14 protein-coding genes are annotated in these 19293 nt (G+C 55.4%); 12 read left to right on the top strand and 2 right to left on the bottom strand.

Going from position 1 to position 19293, the window contains the following annotated elements; all coding sequences use genetic code 11:
- The first annotated feature begins 81 nt into the window (after positions 1-81).
- The 10 genes from Poly51_RS13455 (at position 82) to Poly51_RS13410 (ending at position 13109) form a co-directional block, all read left to right on the top strand.
- On the top strand, positions 82-1491 hold the full coding sequence (locus tag Poly51_RS13455) for an O-antigen ligase family protein (protein WP_146458278.1): 1410 nt from the start codon (positions 82-84) through the stop codon (positions 1489-1491).
- Between the two features lie 82 nt (positions 1492-1573).
- Entirely contained in the window at positions 1574-3682 is a 2109-nt protein-coding gene (locus Poly51_RS13450; protein WP_146458276.1) for a hypothetical protein, read from the top strand.
- A complete protein-coding gene (locus Poly51_RS13445; protein ID WP_146458274.1) occupies positions 3679-4929 on the top strand; it encodes a glycosyltransferase family 2 protein in 1251 nt (416 codons plus the stop codon). Before Poly51_RS13450 ends, Poly51_RS13445 begins: the two co-directional genes overlap by 4 nt.
- Before the next feature lie 75 nt (positions 4930-5004).
- Positions 5005-5988: a glycosyltransferase family 2 protein gene (locus Poly51_RS13440; protein ID WP_146458272.1), complete on the top strand. Its 984-nt coding sequence runs from the start codon at positions 5005-5007 to the stop codon at positions 5986-5988.
- A complete protein-coding gene (locus tag Poly51_RS13435) occupies positions 5985-7046 on the top strand; it encodes a glycosyltransferase (protein WP_222435849.1) in 1062 nt (353 codons plus the stop codon). The genes Poly51_RS13440 and Poly51_RS13435 overlap by 4 nt, the downstream gene beginning before the upstream one ends.
- Entirely contained in the window at positions 7043-8320 is a 1278-nt protein-coding gene (locus Poly51_RS13430; RefSeq protein ID WP_146458270.1) for a glycosyltransferase family 4 protein, read from the top strand. The genes Poly51_RS13435 and Poly51_RS13430 overlap by 4 nt, the downstream gene beginning before the upstream one ends.
- 277 nt (positions 8321-8597) lie before the next feature.
- Entirely contained in the window at positions 8598-9287 is a 690-nt protein-coding gene (locus tag Poly51_RS13425) for a sugar transferase (protein ID WP_186775531.1), read from the top strand.
- 134 nt (positions 9288-9421) lie between these two features.
- A complete protein-coding gene (locus Poly51_RS13420; RefSeq protein ID WP_146458266.1) occupies positions 9422-10657 on the top strand; it encodes a glycosyltransferase in 1236 nt (411 codons plus the stop codon).
- The gene (locus Poly51_RS13415; RefSeq protein ID WP_146458264.1) at positions 10644-12230 is read left to right on the top strand and encodes an oligosaccharide flippase family protein; all 1587 of its coding nucleotides are present in this window, start codon (positions 10644-10646) and stop codon (positions 12228-12230) included. Before Poly51_RS13420 ends, Poly51_RS13415 begins: the two co-directional genes overlap by 14 nt.
- A 48-nt stretch (positions 12231-12278) precedes the next feature.
- Entirely contained in the window at positions 12279-13109 is an 831-nt protein-coding gene (locus Poly51_RS13410; RefSeq protein ID WP_146458263.1) for a WecB/TagA/CpsF family glycosyltransferase, read from the top strand.
- Positions 13110-13184: 75 nt separating this feature from the next.
- On the opposite strand, the gene Poly51_RS13405 is transcribed toward Poly51_RS13410, so the two are convergent.
- Positions 13185-15239, bottom strand: coding sequence for a TolC family protein (locus tag Poly51_RS13405; protein WP_186775530.1), 2055 nt, complete (start codon positions 15237-15239; stop codon positions 13185-13187).
- A 331-nt stretch (positions 15240-15570) separates the two neighbouring features.
- On the opposite strand from Poly51_RS13405, the gene rfbD reads away from it, so the two are divergent.
- Together rfbD and Poly51_RS13395 are read left to right on the top strand one after the other, a co-directional pair.
- On the top strand, positions 15571-16410 hold the full coding sequence (gene rfbD / locus Poly51_RS30420; protein ID WP_186775529.1) for a dTDP-4-dehydrorhamnose reductase: 840 nt from the start codon (positions 15571-15573) through the stop codon (positions 16408-16410).
- A gap of 72 nt (positions 16411-16482) precedes the next feature.
- On the top strand, positions 16483-18621 hold the full coding sequence (locus tag Poly51_RS13395) for a prolyl oligopeptidase family serine peptidase (RefSeq protein ID WP_146458257.1): 2139 nt from the start codon (positions 16483-16485) through the stop codon (positions 18619-18621).
- On the opposite strand, the gene rrtA is transcribed toward Poly51_RS13395, so the two are convergent.
- On the bottom strand, positions 18560-19177 hold the full coding sequence (gene rrtA / locus Poly51_RS13390) for a rhombosortase (RefSeq protein ID WP_146458255.1): 618 nt from the start codon (positions 19175-19177) through the stop codon (positions 18560-18562). The two genes, Poly51_RS13395 and rrtA, sit on opposite strands and share 62 nt — an antisense overlap.
- Between the last annotated feature and the right edge of the window lie 116 nt (positions 19178-19293).

The raw sequence follows: 19293 nt of genomic DNA, 5'->3' as shown, positions 1-19293 counted from the left end.
TGGTAACGGAATGTCACACGAAATCACAACTCGTCCCGATACCACCCCATCCCTCCTACCACTTTTCGCCAACACCACGCAATGTTCTCCGCTCTGCTGCTTGCAATACCGCTCTTACTTGGACTCGTAACCTGGGTCGGTGGGCCCACGCTTACCGTCCGTACCGGTTGGTTGTTCACGTTGCTGGTGCCGACCTGGATGATGCGTAATATCGGCGGTTTGGAGTTCGATCTACGTCTTTTGACGGCGATGGTGCTGATCCCGTTGGCATTGTTCAGCGGGCGGTTGCTGCGAAAACCTTCTTGGATCGACGTTTGTGTCGTCTGCTTTGTTGCGATCGGCTTGTTTTCGGTCTATCGCAACCAATTGGTTTCTCCCACCACGATCGCCGCCGTTTTTTCGGTTTGGATGGTCCCTTATGTGATGGGTCGCATTTTGGTGACGTCGATGAACGACCTTCGTGCCCTGGTACCGTGGGCCTGCTGTGCGTGCATTTTCCTGTCCGCGTGGTCGATTTTTGAATCGACGACGGGGATCAACCCGTTGAATGTTTTGGCTCAGCGATCTGGATCGTTCAACGCCGAGCATGATGGTCGGATGGGGCTTCGGCGTGCTGAGGGGCCGCTCGGGCATCCGATATTCTTCGGCATGGTGCTGGCGCTTTTATTCCCATGGGCGCTCGAGGGCGCATCGATGGCCCGCCGACGATTGGCCAGTCCGGTCTTCTACGTGACTCCGCTGTTGTGCGCGTTGGGCGTTATTGGAACTGTCTCGCGAGGCCCAATGTTGGTCTTGGTCGTATCCGGCGTTACCGCACTCTTTTTCTACTTGCCATTCATCCGAGTTCCGCTATTTCTTGGAGTTGCCGTATCAGCGGTGATGGCGTTGGCGGCTTGGCCGGCGATTGTTGAGAATTTGGAAACGATCTCGGGCGAGAAAGCCAGTTTGATAATCACGATCGAGGGCAAAGAGTACGCCTACACTGGCACGCGTCACCGCGAACTCCTTTACAAAGTCTATGCCGATGCGATGACGGAAGCCGGAGTGCTTGGGCATGGCAGTTGGGGTGCCAAGTCGATTCACCAAGCCTACATTGAACCTCAATTGCGAGGGCTGTTTCGGTCGGTCGACAACCATTACATCCTGACGGTTTTGAACTGGGGTTTTCTTGGTCTGGCGGCGTTTGCCTTGATTGGTGTCTCGGCAGCAATCGGCGGCAGCTTCCTGGCGTTGGAGGTTGACCCCGAGTTCCGGCTTCTGGTCGGCGCGCTGTCCGGTTCGATCGTAGCGACCTTGTTATTGCTATCCACGGTTTGGTTCTCGCCCGATTACGGATTCCTCTGGCTGCTTACCGTCGGCGTGATCAGCAGCGCCCGATCGGCATGGTTCCGCGAGCGTCCGCAAACCAAACTTCGACCGGCCCACGGTCCGGCGGTTTGGAATCCTGAGAACGTGGCCTTCCCGATGGCTACTTCTGCCCAGTTCGAATGATTGTCTTTGATCTACATCCTTTGTCGTCAAACAACTTTTCCACAAACCTTTTGAATCGGTGCGACAGCCGAAAGAAAACGTAATGACCCGAATCATCACAACATCCAAGCCAAGTGCCTCCATCGTCGACAGCGTGTCACAACGCGAATTGAGCAATGCGGCATTTCGTTTGGCTCCGTCGACAAGTGGATCGTTTAAGACTCCCGAAGTCCGCATGATGAACTTGGCAAAGATCACTTTGCCGTGGCTGGTGTTGGCGGCGATGATCAGTGCCCCGGTCGCCTATTTTTGGGCAAAGCGAAACACGATCAGCACCCACACGGTTCAATCACGCCTGATCTACAACAAGACGTACCTCGGATCGCCGCTGTACGAAGGGCCTGGCATCTACACGCTTTTGAGTGAGTTTCAAAGTAAGGAAGCGATCGAAGAAGTGATCGCCAAACGCGGCCTGACGGCCTCGCCGTCCTACATCAGCCGACAAATCGAATCCGACGTCTCGCGTGGCGACGGCTCCATTTCTGTGTCGTTGACCTGGGGCGATCCTGAGGAAGCTGCCGCCATCGCCAACGACTTGGTGGAAGTCGGTATTCGCCGTGCTCGTTTGATTCGCGATGCTGGTCTAGAGCAGCACATCGTCGGTCTCAGTCGCGCGATCGAAAACATTCACCTTCCCGAAGTGAATCGATTGAAAGAAGAGTACGCGGAATTGAATCGCAAGCTTGAAGTTCCGGACGTTCGCGTCGCCTATGACGAATGGAAAGACAAGCTGCAAGTTTTGGAAAAGGAATTGCGATCCGAGCAGGCTGTTTTGCAAGCCGCCGAGGAACAAGTATCGCGTCTGGAATCAGGCGTCGCCCTGGTCAACACTTCCCTTGATTCCAGTGCCGCCGGGTACAAGCCGAAGGGTCTTTCACCGGCCGCCGTCGTCAACCGAATCGCAGCGTTGGAAAAAGACATCAACGAACAACGAGAGTTTGTTGTCTTGGAATCCAAGCTGGAAAGCAAAGAAAGCGAACTGGCACGGATCGCACCTCTGGTCGGACGCGGCTTGGTTTCGCAATCGCGTTACAATGCGTTGGCATCCGAAGTCGATCAACTTCGATTGCAAGTTCGTGGCGACGGTTCCATGGTCGATCTAGAACAAGAATTGGAACGCCTCAATCGCCAAATGGACAGCTTCGGTGATGACCCAATGGCCTCGGTCGAAACCAGCCGCGAAGCCACACGTTTGAAGACGGAGTTGGACACGGACGTGGCAACGTCGCGAATCTTGATCGAACATCTCGAGAGCTCGATCGGATACCTGGAACCCCGTCTAGCGAACTTGGAATCGTCGATGGAAGCGGCGCGGGAAATTCAACGTAAACTGGCTGCTTCCCAAACGGGTCTTGATCAAAGCATTTCGCTAAGCGAGGCGATGGAGACGCTGAAGCACGGTGACGCGCACAGCTTCCGAGTCGTGCAACCTGCTTCACCTACCCTGGAATCGGAAAGCAGTAACTTCAAAAAATTGTTCGCCAGCACCTTCCTGATCTGCATGATCGGATTGTCGGCGCCGGTCATGGGGTTGGGTTTTCGACAAGTCATGCCCAAGCCGGCCGAGACGCTTGCCGATCGAATGGAAATTGCCGAGATCGGCAATCTTGGACGTGGCGATATGAAGGCCCAGCGTCCCGGCAAGTCGCTGGCCAAAGTGACTGATGCGATGCGGCTGACCGCGGTGCACCTGCAGTATCTGACCGGTGCGATGACCACGCGGTTGGTCCACGTCGTCGGGTTAAGCGGTCGCGCGGCAACCGTCGGCGTCGTGCGTAAGTTGGGACTTTCGGTCGCCGAATTGGGCGAAGACGTCACCGTCGTGATCGTTGGTGGCCAACCAAAGGCAGAAGGCGAGATTGTCGAAATCGAAGTCAATGAAGAATACCCCGACAACTACCAAGTGGTATTGATTCACGAGAGCCGAGCCGAAGAGATTCTTAGCCATTTGCAGAACGAGGTTCATTGCGAAGGTTTGATCTTGGTGACCGGGTTGTCGTGCAAAGAGCGACCCGAGATTGAATTGTTGAGTTTGAAATCCAACTCGGTCGTTTTGTCGGCACCAGCCGGCGGCAGGATCACACGAGCCGCCGACGCAGTGGTCGGTGGACTGCGACGTTTCAACTTCCCGATTCTGGGAGTAATCTCTTGATCCTTGCCGTTTTAGCGTTCCAGTTCGTCGTAGCTTTGCAATGGATACTTGGTTTCGTTGCGATCGCCTTTCTGGTTCCGACGTTCATGTTGATGACCCAGTGCGTCACGGGATCGTTCCCTCGCCGCAAAGACGTCGACGGTGATCACCGGGACAACAGTGGCGTCGGACGTCCTAGCGTCGATGTCTTGATTCCGGCTCACAACGAAGAATCGGTTATCACGGCTACGATCCTTTCGATCCAAAGCCAATTGCGAGCCGGCGATCGAATGTTGGTCATCGCCGACAATTGCACAGACGACACCGCTGCGGTGGCTCGTGCATTGGGCGCCGACGTTACCGAACGGTTCAACGATACCCAGCGAGCCAAAGGGTTCGCAGTCGATCATGGTTTGAAGGTTCTCGAAAGCGATTCGCGCGATGTAGTTTTGATGGTGGACGCTGACTGTGACGTTTCCAACGGATCGGTCGATCGGCTTGCACGGCTTGCGATTGAAACGGGAAGCCCCGTGCAAGCGAACTATCAAATGCCCGCCGCTTCGCGTGCGGGGTCTTGGGGCGCCGTTTCGGGTTTCGCCACGACGGTAAAGAACCAAGTTCGGCCGCTCGGCCTGCATCGGCTCGGGTACGGATGTGTGCTTTACGGATCGGGAATGGCGTTTCCGTCGAAGTTGGCTCGCCGCCCGAATTGGGCCAGCGACAACATCGTGGAAGACATGAAGGTCAGCTACGACTTGATGATCGAAGGTCACTCGCCGCGTTACTGTCCCGAAGCGATCGTTCGTGCGGGACTTCCTGAAGCACGCGACAATGCGCTCGAACAACGCAAGCGATGGGAACATGGGCACCTTCACACGATCGCCACTCAATCGCCTCGTCTGATCGGTTGGGCCATGAAGACGGCGCGTCCGTCGCTGCTGGTTGCGGCGATCGATTTGTTGATTCCGCCGTTGGCGTTGTTGGTGCAGTGCTGGGTCATTGTGACGCTTGCGATTTTGGTGATCACGTGGACGACGTCCATCAGCTGGATTCCGTTGGCCATCATGACGGTTGCGGGTTTCAACTTGGCGATTGGCGTGATGACAGCGTGGTATGCCCATGGTCGCGATCAACTTTCCATTCGCCAACTATGCACGATCCCGTTCTACATCCTCAGCAAACTTCCACTTTATGTCTCGGCAATCTTTCGGCGTCAGCGCACTTGGCGTCGAACCGATCGTGAACCTAGCCACGAAGCAACTGTCTAGATCCTGCCTGCCGCTTCCGCCGAAAACCCCGCCCCTTCCCCCCGCCATACGCGAAGATTTTTCGTCATCATCGAAATGAACACCTCGATCGTTATCGTCAACTATCGGACGGCTCCCCTGACCTGTGATTGCTTGGCTTCGCTTGCCACGCATGTCGTTGGTAGGTCGGATGTGCATGTCGCGCTGGTAGACAATGCGTCGGGCGACGACTCGGTTGATGTACTTCGTGCGGCGATCGAAGCGAATGGTTGGCAGTCGTGGGTGACGCTAATGCCGCTGGATCGAAACGGCGGTTTCGCGTTCGGCAACAACGCGGCGATCCGCGATGTATTGGCGGTCACGTCCGATGATGCGGGCGGGCGAAGCAAGACGGACTTGGTTTGGTTGCTCAATCCCGACACGTTGGTCCGCGAAGGCGCTCTTGAGCACATGATCGCGTATTTGGACGCCAATCCAGAAGTCGGCATCGTCGGCAGCCGGCTTGAAGACCGCGACGGAACGGCACAGCGTTCTGCGTTTCGTTTTCCGAGTCTGGCGAGCGAGATCGACGACGGTCTTCGCTTGGGCATCGTATCGCGATTGTTTTCGAAGAAGATCATTGCACCGCCCATTTCCGAATCAGCGATCCGAACCGATTGGGTCTGCGGCGCAAGTATGTTGATTCGGCGAGAGGTCTTCGAGGCGATCAGCGTGCTCGACGAAAACTATTTCATGTACTACGAGGAAACGGACTTTTGTCGGCAAGCGGCGTTGGCCGGTTGGGCGTGTGGGTACGAACCACGCAGCCGGGTCGTTCACTTGGTTGGTCAAGCGTCAGGCGTTCAGATCCAATCCAAGCCTCAAAAACGCCGCCCTCAATATTGGTTCGAATCGCGTCGCCGGTACTTCGTCAAGAATCACGGTTTCTTGTTCACCTGTGTCACCGACTTGGCTTGGGGCGCGTGTTATTCGCTTTATCGAATTCGCGCAGCGGTACAACGAAAGACGGTCACCGATCCGCCATGTTTCTTGTTTGATTTTTTTCGCAACAGTGCGATTGTCCGCGGAGGTGCGATGTGAGTCATCCATCTCCAGCCGCCACGATTGAAACCGTAACAGAAGATCGTGATCGCGATATCAAGGCAGTCGACTTGATCGGCGTCGTCGCGATCGGTCGAAACGAAGGTGAACGTCTTCGATGTTGCTTGCAGTCGATTCAAAACTGTAATGCCGTTGTGTATGTCGATTCCAATTCATCCGACGATAGCGTTGCCCTTGCAAAGCAGTTCGGTGTCGAAGTGGTCGAGCTCGATATGAGTCAGCCGTTTTCGGCGGCCCGTGCTCGCAACGAAGGGTTTGCTCGTCTGATGGAAACCTTTCCAGCGACGAAGTATGTCCAGTTCGTCGACGGCGACTGCGAAATGTCTGACGGTTGGCTCCAGCGGGCACGCGACGAGTTCGGTAAAGATCCCAAATTGGCGGTCGTGGGCGGTCGCATTCGCGAACGGTATCCCGATCAATCGTTGTATAACCGGTTGTGCGATATCGAATGGAATACGCCCATCGGCGATGCCAAATCCGTTGGCGGAAACGCGGTCATGCGAACCGACGTGGTTCAGTCGATGGGCGGTTACAACCCGACGGTCATTGCGGGCGAAGAGCCTGAGTTGTGTGTTCGGATCCGCGCCGACGGTTGGAAGATTCGTCGAATTGATGCAGAAATGGCACGGCATGACGCGGCGATTACGCGTTTTAAGCAATGGTGGCGTCGTATGCAGCGAAGCGGCCATGCGTACGCACAAGGGGCAATGATGCACGGTGGCGCACCCGAGTTTCATTGGGTACGCGAAACTCGAAGCATTTGCTTTTGGGGCTGCGTTGTCCCCGTGATCGCACTGTTACTTGCGTGGCCCACCTGGGGATTGAGCCTTGGTTTGTTTGCGGGCTATGCCGCCTTGATAAGGCGCGTGGGACGTTATTACCGAGGGCGTGGTTTCTCGAAAACGGACTCTCGTTTGGCTGCGATTTTCGATGTGTTGGCGAAGTTTCCACAGTTCGTCGGCGTCGTCGTGTTTCGAATGAATCATTTAAGATCCAAAAATACTGAATTGATTGAATACAAGGGAGCTACATCATGAGCGTCTACGTTGAACCCCAACCCGAGGCGGTCCCGAGAACGACTCAGCCATCAAAGCCGGAATTCGCTGGGAAGATTGCCTACCTGGTGAACCAATATCCGGTTCCGAGCGGTACGTTCATTCGCCGAGAAATCGAGGCGATGGAATCGTTCGGTATCAAAGTCGTTCGATTCGCCATTCGTCAAACCAACGTTCGACTATCCGAACCCAAGGATTTGGTCGAAGCATCGCGAACGCGAATCGTTCTCGATCTGGGTTTACTCGGTCCCTTGGTCGCCACATTCGCGACCATGCTGACCAAGCCGATCACGTTCGTCAAAGCATTGGCGTTGACCATCAGAATGGGTTGGCATTCTGATCGCGGCTTGCTTGTCAATTTCGCATACCTGTTGGAAGCATGCCAATTGACCCGTTGGTTGATTCGCGAAGACGTCGAGCATTTGCACGTTCACTACGGATCCAATCCGGCTAGCGTTGCATTGCTATGCCGTGCCTTGGGTGGGCCCCGTTACAGCTTTACGCTTCATGGTCCTCACGAATTTGACAAGCCACACTTCCTTCGTCTGGGCGAGAAGGTTGCACGATCGAAGTTCGCGGTAGCCATTAGCGAATACGGCCGCAGTCAACTTTATCGATGGACCGACCGCGAGCATTGGGACAAGATTCACGTCGTCCACTGTGGACTCGACAGAGCTTATTTTTCGGAGGAACTGACACCGCCGCCATCCGATCCACGTTTGGTTTTCATCGGACGTTTGGACGAACAGAAAGGCACGCACCTGTTGGTCGAAGCGGCCAAGATGCTGAAGGACGGCGGTTGTGAATTCGAATTGGTCATGGTGGGCGACGGACCGTTCCGCGGTGAACTCGAAAACATGATTCGCCGATACGGTTTGGAATCGAACGTTCGTTTGGCCGGCTGGCAAAATGATGTCGAAGTTCGCCAATCGCTGTTGGATTCCCGAGCGCTCGTGTTGTCCAGTTTTGCCGAAGGTTTGCCTGTGGTGATCATGGAATCGCTGGCAATGGGTCGCCCGGTCATCTCGACCAACATTGCGGGCGTCGCTGAATTGGTCCAACCGGGCGTTTGCGGCTGGTTGGTACCCGCTGGTGCGATCGAGCCGTTGGCCAAGCGGATGCGAGAGGCCATCGAAATGCCCGTTGAGGAATTGGCCCAGTACGGAAAAGCCGGTGCTCAATTGGTCAGCGAGAGTCATCAAGCGGTGATCGAGGCGGCAAAACTGGCCCGGCTGATCGGACTAACAGAGCTCTAAGTCCCATTTTTATCACTTGAAGTGATCAAAATTATCAATTCGATCAATGACAGTTGGGTCCTCCACGGTATCAGAAATTTTTAAATGGCCTAAAGGGGCCATGGCCACCCAAGGCGGGGTTAGTGGGCCAGAAACCGGCATCAAAACTTACGCAATCCACTGGCATGTGGCTTGCTTCTATAGTTTGCCCCGTCGGAGCAGGTTGCCACGGATCAAGTGCACTGCGAACCGGCAAATTCCCTTTCCCTCCTTGATGTGTCCCACACGGATAAACGCAATGTCGACAGCTTCGACGTGTACCCATTCGAATTCCAGCCTGAACAACGCTCCAGATTCTTTGCGCCAAATGTGGCAAAGCCTGTTCATCTACGATCGCCTGAAGCGAGTCAGCGACATCGTCATTGCGATGGCTGCTTTGATCGTCCTGTCACCGATGCTTGCCATGGTGGCGTTGATGGTCAAGTTCACCGATTTCGGTCCGATTTTCTTCGTCCAAACGCGAATTGGCAAAGACGGTGTTCCGTTTTCGTGTTTGAAATTTCGTTCGATGCGAGTCAACGCGGATGAGTTGAAGGCAGAGTTGATGGGTCAAAGCCATCATGCTGACAATCGTACGTTCAAGATGGCGAAAGATCCTCGCATCACAAAGATCGGTCGCATCATTCGCAAATTCAGCATTGATGAGATGCCCCAATTGTGGAACGTCGTTCGCGGTGACATGAGCATCGTTGGTCCGCGTCCTTCATGCCCTCAAGAAGTTGCCGTTTATCATCACGGTGACTGGGAACGCTTGACCGTCAAACCCGGTTTGACTTGCATTTGGCAAGTTTGTGGACGCGGTGATATCCCGTTCAACCAACAAGTAAAAATGGACCTGGAATACGTCGAGTCACGATCGCTTCAATTGGATTTCAAATTGATGTTCATGACGATCCCAGCCGTCGTATTCGCACGGGGTGCTTACTAGAGTTTCGTTCTGGCGAACCCGCTGTTACCGAATCTGATTGATCTTTGATGCTTGTTTGATTTTACAGACGTCAAGGTTCATATGTCGCGATTGGGTGTCGTTGTTCGCTGTGTTACCTGCCTCGATCTACATTTATGTTTTCCAGTCCCCAAACAATCGGCCAATGCGACGCCAGCGACGCTTTACACGTCGTCCCATCGCAGCATTGGATTGGTGTCATCGAGGGGCCTGTTGATCGAGATGAAGCGTGCTTATTTCACTGTGAGAGTCCCCACGACGGGTTCATCCACCGACCTTTGCGAACCGTCCCGGTCAACCGATTGGGACGCCAAGGTCGGTTTTGGTCGTTCGCCCACTTGCTACCCGAATCACTAAGCCAATCGGTTGATCTCGTTCATGCGGTCAACACCGTACCGCTGAATGCGAAACGGTTCGTCATCGCGCTTGATGGTCAGCCCGCGATGCAGGACGCCTTTGCGTCTTCGTGGCATGCGGTGTTGGGGCATCGATTGCTCAGACTGACGTCGTGTCGGCGCATCTTGGTTCGAAGCGAAATCGCGAAACGAAATTTGCGCGGCCAGTTTGAGTTACTCGGGCTGTCGGAACTGGCGGATAAATTGTCGGTGTTTCGTGGGTTCGTGCCCGAACTTGCTCGGGATGCGAAAGGGCAATCGGCCGAAACGCGAATGCGCCGCAGGGCCGCCCGTCGTGGTGATTCATTGCAGGTGATGTTCGTGGGCCACGACGCGATCGGTATGGGCGTGATTCCCATGCTGGATGCCTTGGAAACGCTTCGTCGTGGTGGGTTGGAAATTCGGCTGACGTTGGTGTCTCGGATGGACGCCCCCAAGAGTCAAGATTTGGCGTCTCGTTCACCTTCGATCGAAAAGGTCCGCGATCGTGTCGATAGCGCCCCATGGATACGCAGGCTTGCAACCGTGTCGCGTCGCCGAGTGCAAGAATTGGCTGCCTGTCACGACGTTTTGGTGTTGCCCGCACTGAGCCACACATCGGGTTGGCAGATCGCGGAGGCGGCGATGCAGTGTTGCCCCGCAATATCAACCAATCTGTTTTCATTGCCGGAGCTGATCGAATCCAACGACACCGGGATGTTGATGGAGCTACCGATCGACGGTCACGGCCAATGGGAGGGATTTTCGCTCGATAGCGAAAGGAAAAAGAACGACGCGATTGTGCAGACCACTCGTAGCGTGTCCGAACAATTGACGGTCTTGCTTAGCATCCTTAGCCAAAACCGGGATCGCGTTGACCAACTTGGAATCGCTGCACGCGACAAGATGCGAAGCCTGTTCGGGCGGACTGCTGCCGTTGGCCACTTGCAACAGGTGTACGCTGATGCCTGCGGTTGAATTCGATGCAGACACCGTATCGGAACCAATCGACAGGTCGATGCTTGAACCGGTTGATTCCTCGCCGCATAGTGATGCGTCCGACGCATTGGGCGAGCCAAGTCAGATCGATCGTTCCGATCGCTTCATTCCCGCAAATTCGTCGTCGGTGATGGGTGCATCGGCTTGGTCGATGGCCGGTTATGGTGTCGGGCAAGGGTTGCGATTGGTTAACAATATGGCACTCAGCTATTTGTTGGTTCCAGAAGCATTTGGAATCATGGCCATCATCAATTTGGTGATCGTCGGGTTGGGTATGTTTTCCGACGTGGGTTCGGGACCATGCATCATCCAGAACAAACGCGGTGACCAGTTTGAGTTTTTGAACACGGCTTGGTTGGTCGGTGCGATTCGCGGTGCGGTCATCTCGCTATTGTCGGTACCCTTGGCGATTCCCGTCGCAAACTTTTTTGAACAACCATCCTTGGTGTGGTTGATCCCGTTGGCTTCGTTGACGGCATTGATCCACGGTTTCGCATCGACGTCGATTTTTTCACTTCAACGTCACCTCGATGCGAAAAGTTTGGCCTGGTTGGAAATCAGCTCACAAGCCATCGGCAGTGCATGCATGTGCTTGTTCGCTTGGATTTCGCCAACCGTGTATTCGCTCGTTTGGGGCATGATCGCCTTGGCGGTGTCGCGAACCGTTTTAAGCCACCGCATGATCCGCGGATATCGCAATCGGTTTCAGTTCAACCGTACGGACGCGAACGAGTTGTTTCACTTTGGAAAATGGGTATTCGTCAGCACATTGATGATGTTCGCCGCGATGCAAGTGGACCGCATGTTGATGGGCAAACTGTTCGATATCGGTACGCTGGGAATTTACGGCTTCGGTTTGGCGATCGCCACGCTGCCGCGGATGATGGTGGATAAGTTAGCGTTCAGCGTTCTGTATCCCGTGTTATCGAGTGCGGCGCGAGATTCGGTCGAGACCCTTCGCCACAAATTGATCGTTGGTCGACGAGTGATATTGTCGGTCGGTTCGGCCATGATCATCGGTGTGTTTTGCACCTGCAACGACTTCTTTCAATTGCTCTATCACAGTGACTTTCACAAAGCGGGCGAAATTTGCCAATGGCTTTGTTTATCGGAATGGATCGTCGTCCTAACATCGACTTCGACCCAGGCATTGGTTGCGATGGGTGAAACGCGGTTGGCGGCGAAGTCGAACTTTGCGAAGTTACCAACGACCATCATCGCGTCGATCATTGGGTTCCAGACGGGCGGTTTAGAGGGATTCATTGTCGGACTAGCCGTCGGTTCTGTCGTCGGCCACTTGGTGATGACCCTTTCCTTGGTGCAGAAGGGAATGCCCGTGGTGAAGCAAGACTTGCTAACAACCGTTTTCGTTTTCGTCGCGATGGCTATCGTGGTCATGGTGCAGTCCAACGAATGGCTGAACTGGCCGATTCGCTATGCCATCAGCGGTTTGATTGTCGTCGGTTTCTGTTGCTGGGCGTTGTATCAAGTGAACCAGTATCGCTGTTCGGAGAAAGCGATTGCTTTGGCCGATGATTCGTCGGCGACTTGAATTCCATCGACATTCAAATCTCAAACTGGGTCGACTCGACCTGTCTCCATGCAAACAGCTTCAAAAGAATCGGTCAGCGCTAGATCCATGGAAGACATGAACGGATGCGACGACGTCAACATCCAGGGCGGCGCCAACGTCTTGGCCGAACGTGATCCTGTGGTGGTGTGGGATGTGCCTTTCGACGCGGTGACACAAACGGAAGCCGTCGATCGAATCGGCGAATTGATTCGGCGGCGGAAACCCAGCTATGTCATCACGGCGAACTTGAACTACGTGATGTTGCATGCTCAGTCGGATGAAGTGAAGGAGGTCACGCTCGGTGCATCGTTGATTCTGGCGGACGGACAGCCGATCGTGTGGAAAAGCAAAATGGGGCCTCGGCCGCTGCCCGTTCGGGTCGCCGGCAGCGAGATGATTTATGAACTCGCCGAGCGCGCCAGTCGCGAGGGATGGCGGATCTATTTCATGGGTGGGATGCCCGGCGTGGCACAGAAGACGAGTGACCGCCTGGTCGAGGCCTATCCGGGACTGCAAGTCGCCGGTGTCGAATCGCCTCCGTTCCGAACGCTCTCCGAGACCGAGCAACGGGAACAGGATGATCGCATTCGCGACGCCCGAACGGACATATTGTTGGTCGCATTCGGCCAGCCCAAAGGCGAGCAATGGATCTATGACCATTGTCAACGGATTGGAGTACCCGTCAGCATCCAGTTGGGCGCGTCGTTCGACTTCATTGCCGGCACGGCGAAGCGGGCACCGGCCATCTATCAGAAGTTTGGGATGGAATGGGCCTACCGAATGTTAAGTGATCCCAGCCGATTGGTGCCGCGATACGCAAGCAACATTCGCTTTCTGCTTACGTCGATGTGGTCCTAGCAAAGGCACCGTCGCGGGTCGCATGCCATTGGTCCAATCGGTCGGAACATCGTTTGTGTTCCCATTTAACGGCGATCATTCGACGAACTGTACGTACTGTTGCTGGCCGGTCACGTATTGCCAACGAACGATTTGTTGTTGGACAAACACTTCCGCGGCTTGGCGTTTTAGCAGTGCATCGACCAAGCTGGCTTCGGCTCGAATCTTTAAGTCGAGAGATCCCTCGCCTTCTGCAAAAAGATCGTTGCGTCCCTTGACCTGTGACCGTGCCGTTGCGACACGTTCGTTCTGAATGCGAAGCTGTTCGGCACTGGTCATCACGTCTTCCCAAGTTCGGGCGACTTCGGCCGCGATCTCTTGCTCGACGCGATCTTGTTCGGCGATCGCCCGTGCAAGTTTCAACTGAGCCCGACGCAGGGCTGCACAGGCAGCCCGTTGGCCGACCGCTTGCGTGAATTCAAGCTGAACGATCCAGTTGTTGAAGCGATGTTCCGAAACGGTTTCGATTGCCCGGTCGAGGCCGGTTTCCAACCCGGTGACCTGATAGTCCAGTCGTAGATTCAAGTCTGGTCGCAGCGTGTCCGCAGCCAGGATGACTTCTAATTGAACCGCACGAATGTTTGCCTGAGCGGCTAAGACTTCCGGCCGAGCCATCGCCGATACTTCGCCGATCTCGCGGGCTACGTCGGTCGTGATGGCGGGTTCATCAATCGCAAAGTCGTAGTTAATGTCATTCAACGGCAGACCCATCAACTGGATCAGCGTGATCCGAGCCTTCTTCATGTCGTTCAAGGCGAGTGCCTCGTCGATGCGGAACCGTTGCCACTGGTCGCTAGCTTGTTCCACGTCGGGCAGTGTTCCTTCGCCAGATCGAACAGCTTCTTTTTCTAGCTCCAGTGTTTCCAATGCCGTGCGGACGGCGTCGCGAGTGACTTCATAATCACGTTGGGCTCGCTTCCAATCCCAGTAGGCCAGTTGAACGTCGCGGAGTGTTTCATTGACGATCGCTTGAAACTCGTGAGACGCCAAAGATTGGTTGGCGCGAGCGATTCGCAGCGGGGCAGTTGTGACGTTCTTGCCACGACCACGACCGAGTGGCTGTTCGAAGCTTAGGTTCAAGGCCGATCGCCAAGCCGGGTTCAAAAAGGTGCCGTCACCGACTGGCGTATCGTAGAAGTAGTTCATACCAACGCCCGCGCCAACCGTTCCGCCCGATTCCAGCATTTTGGTGATGGACAAAACATTCAAATCAGTGCCCGACAGAAAGTCGTTTCGCTGCTCGTTCGCACCCGGGGCAAGTCCACCGGGAAGCAAACCCCCGGTGTTGATGAAGTTGCGGTTTTGCTGGTCGAACTGACCGCCTCGGATGTCGGCTTGAAACACGGGGTCAAATACCGAACGCTCGGTCGAGACGAAGGTGCCGATTTCTTGCGGGAGATACCCCAGCACGGCGATGCCCTTGTTTTGCGACAAAGCGATTCGCACGGCTTCGGCCAATGGAAGCGGCTGCGAGCCGACATAGGCCGTCGTCGTCTCTTCGGGCGTGTCGGCGATCGGTGCGGGCAACGAATCAACCTTCTCGGCTTCTATTGCCAAGGCTTTCGCTTCGGCTTCCTCGGCCGCGGCTACCTTCTTCTTCGCCGCCGCAGCTCTCTTCTGCTGTGCAGCTTGTCGTTGTTCTGCTTGCTTGGCCCCGGCACGAGCCTTCGCCCGATTCTCTTTGACGACATTCTCCGCATCGTTGTCGCTCAACGACAACGGTTCGGCCGCCTTTGCCTTGATCGAATTGGGTGCCGGTGGAATCTGTTCGACGACATCGTCGATCGCGGAACCGTCGGACTGAAAGTTGGCAAATGCCGCGTTGGAGGCGACCTGAATCGGGTCGTTGGACACGATCGGGCGTCCACCGGTCAGCACCACTTGGTGGGGCGCTACCCGATCGCGAACACTGATCATCTGCTCGATGGAAATCGACTCTGGCATTCCAGTGGTCGGGATTCTCGGTGCCTCGGCAAGTGAGATTCGAGCCGCCGGAACGTTGCCGAAATTGGCCGGGCGGGCTTCGGTCACGATCGCGCTTTTCACCGTGTTATCCGAGAAAAGCGAGGCCGGAATTACGTTGGTTGTCATCGGACCCGCACATCCACCCATGGTGGTTAGAACGGCACCTAAAACTGCTGACGCCTTGGCTTGGTTGGGTCGCAACATGACAATGATTACTCCGACGAGCCCCGAAAGGCGAGTTTTTTTCTTCGAGAGCGGCGTGACCGTCCACCGTGACACCGTCACCTACCGCATGTATCGAGATATCGTCTGTCTCGCCCGGCCCAGCGAGGGATCGAGAAAAACATCGTCTAGTGTTAGTTCCGAAGACCTTGTCGGTTGTCCGGTTTGTGAGCATTTTGAGCTACAATTCGGGCCTTCCCCGATTCCCCGTTCTCTGATTTGGATTGATTTCACCGTGATTTTCGTGACTGGAGCCGCTGGTCAGCTTGGGACTGCTCTGTGCAGCAAGTTGGCCGATGCTTGTGTGGGGCTCTCAAGGGATCAACTCGACCTTTCGGATTGTGCGGCCATTGCGGCTTTGGTCGAATCTGAACGGCCCAAGGTGATCATCAACTGTGCCGCCTACACGGCCGTCGATTTGGCCGAGGACGATCCGGCGTCATGCCGACAAATCAATGCCGACGCCGTTGCCGCGCTAGCCAAAAGTGCCACCAAAGTGGGCGCGCTCCTGGTTCAAATCAGCACCGACTATGTCTTTGGCGGTTCAACGATCGCGGACGGACCCAATCACGAAGATTCGCCACTGGAAGCTCAAGGCGTTTACGCGCAAACCAAACTGGCGGGCGAACAGCACGCGCAAACTTGTCCCGATCATTTGGTTGTCCGCACCTGTGGCATTTACGGTCACCTTCCACAACCGAAAAACTTCGTCGAGACGATGTTGCGAATCGGTGTCGATCGCGAAGAACTGAGTGTCGTCGACGATCAACATTGCAATCCGACGTCCGCGTCGACGATCGCCGACGCGGTCATTGCTTTGATCGATGCAAAAGCCCGCGGAGTATTCCATGTTGCCGCATCACCGCCGACGACGTGGTGCCAGTTCGCTCGCGAGATCTTCAAACAGTCCGACATGGTAACTCGCGTGGTTCCGATCACGACCGAACAATTCGGCGCGAAAGCGGCACGACCACGGCACAGCGTGTTGGACACGTCGAAGTACACTCGCGTTACCGGCAAGTCGCTGCCTACGATTGCCGACGACTTGGCGATCTACTTAGCCACCCGCGCTTAGTCTGGCCAATCATCAACGAGATGTGTCGCTGTTCAACCCATACTCTTGATCCCACCAAGGTTGTTTAACGTAATGAAGAATTTGCGATTGGCACTGATCATCTTGGCTTGCGCGTCGACATCCGCGTCATCATTCGCTCAAACCGACGGACCGAACTCCATGGCTTACCCCGATACCGCGACGGTCGACACCACCGACGATTACTTTGGTCGCAAGGTCGCCGATCCCTATCGATGGCTCGAAGACACCGAGAGCGCCGAAACGGCCGCATGGATCGAAGCCCAAAACAAAGTCACGCAAAGCTATCTGCAATCGCTGCCCCAACGGGAACCGATGCGTAAGCGACTGGAAAAGTTTTGGAACTACGAACGGTATGACTTGCCGATCAAGAAGGGCGACTTCTATTTGTATTCGCACAACGACGGGCTTCAAGATCAGAGCATCCTCTACAAAGCCGAATCGCTGGATGCCGATCGACAAGTGTTGATCGACCCCATGACGTTTTCAAAAGACGGGACCGTCGCGCTGGCCGGTACGGCAACGTCCGATGACGGCAAATTGATGGCGTACGGTTTGGCCGACGGTGGCAGCGATTGGCGGACTTGGAAAGTTCGTGATGTTGCCACCGGCAAAGATCTGCCCGACGTCGTCGAGTGGGTGAAGTTCAGCGGCATCGCGTGGAAGCCCGATGGCAGTGGCTTTTTCTATGGTCGCTACGACGCTCCCGTCGAAGGCGCCGAGCTGACCGGAACCAACGAAAACCAAAAGCTGTACTTTCATAAACTCGGTGATTTGCAAAGCAAAGACACACTGGTGTTTGCGCGTCCCGATCAACCGAAGTGGGGATTCTCACCCGAAGTCACCGATGACGGTCGATACTTGGTGATCCAAAATTGGCGTGGTACCGAGCCCCAGTCGCAAGTCTTCATCAAGAACCTTCGACAAGAAGGATCACCGGTGATTCCCTTGATCACCGGGTTCGATGCCGACTTTGTTTGGGCAGCCTCCATTGGCGACACGCATTACTTTGTGACCGATCATGAGGCGCCCAAACGGCGACTGATCGCGGTTCCGGCTGGCGAAGAAAACCGAGACGCGTGGAAAGAGGTGATCGCGGAAACGTCCGACGTGTTGGAATCCGCCAGTCTGTTCGGTGAAACGTTTTATGCGTCTTACTTGAAAGACGCGCGCGGTCGTGTGAATCGCCACACTATCGACGGATCGATGATCGACGAACTGCCCCTGCCTGGTGTCGGGACGGTTGGCGGTTTCACCGGCCGTCAAAGCGCCGAGGAGACGTTCTTCAGCTTCACCAACTACGTGACGCCAACATCCATCTATCGAGTCGATTTGAAGGACGGCAGCGTCAGCCTGTGGCGGCAACCCGAAGTGGCGTTCGACGTCGCCGATTATGTCACCGAGCAATTGTTCTGTGTCAGCAAAGACGGAACCAAGATTCCAATCATCGTAACGCGCCGCGCCGACACGACGCTGGACGGAACGAATCCGACCATGCTGTACGGATACGGTGGCTTCAACATCTCCATCACGCCGGGTTTCTCGCCGGCGACGGTCGGTTGGGTCGATGCGGGCGGCGTGTACGCGGTCGCCAACCTTCGCGGCGGAGGCGAATACGGACGCCAATGGCACGAAGCGGGAATGAAACTGAAGAAGCAAAACGTTTTCGACGATTGCATTGCGGCGGCCGAGTTTCTGATCGAAAAGAAGTACACGACGGGGTCGCGTTTGTCGCTATCCGGACGCAGCAACGGCGGTCTGTTGGTGGGCGCTGTCACGACCCAGCGGCCCGATTTGTTTGGCGCGTGTCTGCCCCAGGTCGGTGTGATGGACATGCTGAGGTATCACAAGTTTACGATCGGTTGGGCTTGGGCATCCGAATTCGGCAGCAGCGACGAAGAAGACCAGATCGACAATTTGTTGTCCTACTCGCCGCTGCATAATATCAAGCCCGGTGTTTGTTATCCGGCAACACTCGTCACGACGGCCGATCGCGATGATCGCGTTGTACCGGGTCACAGTTTCAAGTACGCCGCCGCGCTGCAGGCGGCTCAAGGCAAAACGTCGAATTGCAAACGTCCGACGTTGATCCGAATCGAAACACGCGCCGGACACGGCGCGGGAACTCCGGTCAGCAAGCAGATCGAAGAGTACGCTGATAAGTGGGCGTTCCTGCTTGAAAACCTGAAATGATCGCCGCTATTGTGCTGACGCCGGCGCCGATTGCGGCACCGGCCAAGTGCGATTCGACCAGCGGTGTGAACGTGGACGAATCGACGAACATCGTTTGTCCGGTGGTCGCTTCATAGATCGATTTGCCGACCAATCCGATCGCGGGAATCAACCACATCGCGGCCGTCTTCTTTTCGTTCGCCGACCAACTGGCGCGGCATTGGTCGATCACAAACCATACGAACAATCCGGTATCGATGCCGCTGAGTCCGCGGTAGATGCCGATGCTGTCGCACCAATATCCGATCGACGCGGTGATCCCCGCTGCCATCACCGCCATCGCAATCGGAAACAGTCTGCGATGCTTGCGCTCGCACGCCACTCCCAGCGCGACAAACATCAACAGGTCCCAGAACAAATGAGACCCGTCGAAATGGGTGAAGTGTCCCGTCAAAACTCGCCACCATTGTCCATCGCCTATCAAGTCAAAATCGACCTGGCACGACGTCGCAATCGACGGAAATGCGAACGCGATCAGGGCGGAAGCGGCGATGATCCACGTGGTAGGAGTCTTCATGACGGGACCTGAGCAGAGGGAACGGTGAGGTAGAGGCAACCCAGCAATGCACGATCAATCAATGTCGTGGATCACAGAGTGATCCACGACAATCCGACAACTGATTCTTGTTCGTT

Source organism: Rubripirellula tenax, from assembly GCF_007860125.1.
GTDB classification, from domain to species: Bacteria; Planctomycetota; Planctomycetia; order Pirellulales; family Pirellulaceae; genus Rubripirellula; species Rubripirellula tenax.
The sequence above is the reverse complement of the archived record's forward strand: the minus strand, read 5'-3'. Positions and strand labels throughout refer to the sequence as shown.

What these genes read in the sequence shown, in the direction of transcription:
- Poly51_RS13410 (WP_146458263.1), top strand. Translation starts at nt 12,279, where the DNA reads ATGCAAACAGCTTCAAAAGAATCGGTCAGCGCTAGATCCATGGAAGAC.
- rrtA (WP_146458255.1), bottom strand. Translation starts at nt 19,177, where the DNA reads ATGAAGACTCCTACCACGTGGATCATCGCCGCTTCCGCCCTGATCGCG.
- Poly51_RS13420 (WP_146458266.1), top strand. Translation starts at nt 9,422, where the DNA reads ATGTTTTCCAGTCCCCAAACAATCGGCCAATGCGACGCCAGCGACGCT.
- Poly51_RS13440 (WP_146458272.1), top strand. Translation starts at nt 5,005, where the DNA reads ATGAACACCTCGATCGTTATCGTCAACTATCGGACGGCTCCCCTGACC.
- Poly51_RS13395 (WP_146458257.1), top strand. Translation starts at nt 16,483, where the DNA reads ATGAAGAATTTGCGATTGGCACTGATCATCTTGGCTTGCGCGTCGACA.
- Poly51_RS13405 (WP_186775530.1), bottom strand. Translation starts at nt 15,239, where the DNA reads ATGACAACCAACGTAATTCCGGCCTCGCTTTTCTCGGATAACACGGTG.
- Poly51_RS13450 (WP_146458276.1), top strand. Translation starts at nt 1,574, where the DNA reads ATGACCCGAATCATCACAACATCCAAGCCAAGTGCCTCCATCGTCGAC.
- Poly51_RS13430 (WP_146458270.1), top strand. Translation starts at nt 7,043, where the DNA reads ATGAGCGTCTACGTTGAACCCCAACCCGAGGCGGTCCCGAGAACGACT.
- Poly51_RS13415 (WP_146458264.1), top strand. Translation starts at nt 10,644, where the DNA reads ATGCCTGCGGTTGAATTCGATGCAGACACCGTATCGGAACCAATCGAC.
- Poly51_RS13425 (WP_186775531.1), top strand. Translation starts at nt 8,598, where the DNA reads ATGTCGACAGCTTCGACGTGTACCCATTCGAATTCCAGCCTGAACAAC.
- Poly51_RS13455 (WP_146458278.1), top strand. Translation starts at nt 82, where the DNA reads ATGTTCTCCGCTCTGCTGCTTGCAATACCGCTCTTACTTGGACTCGTA.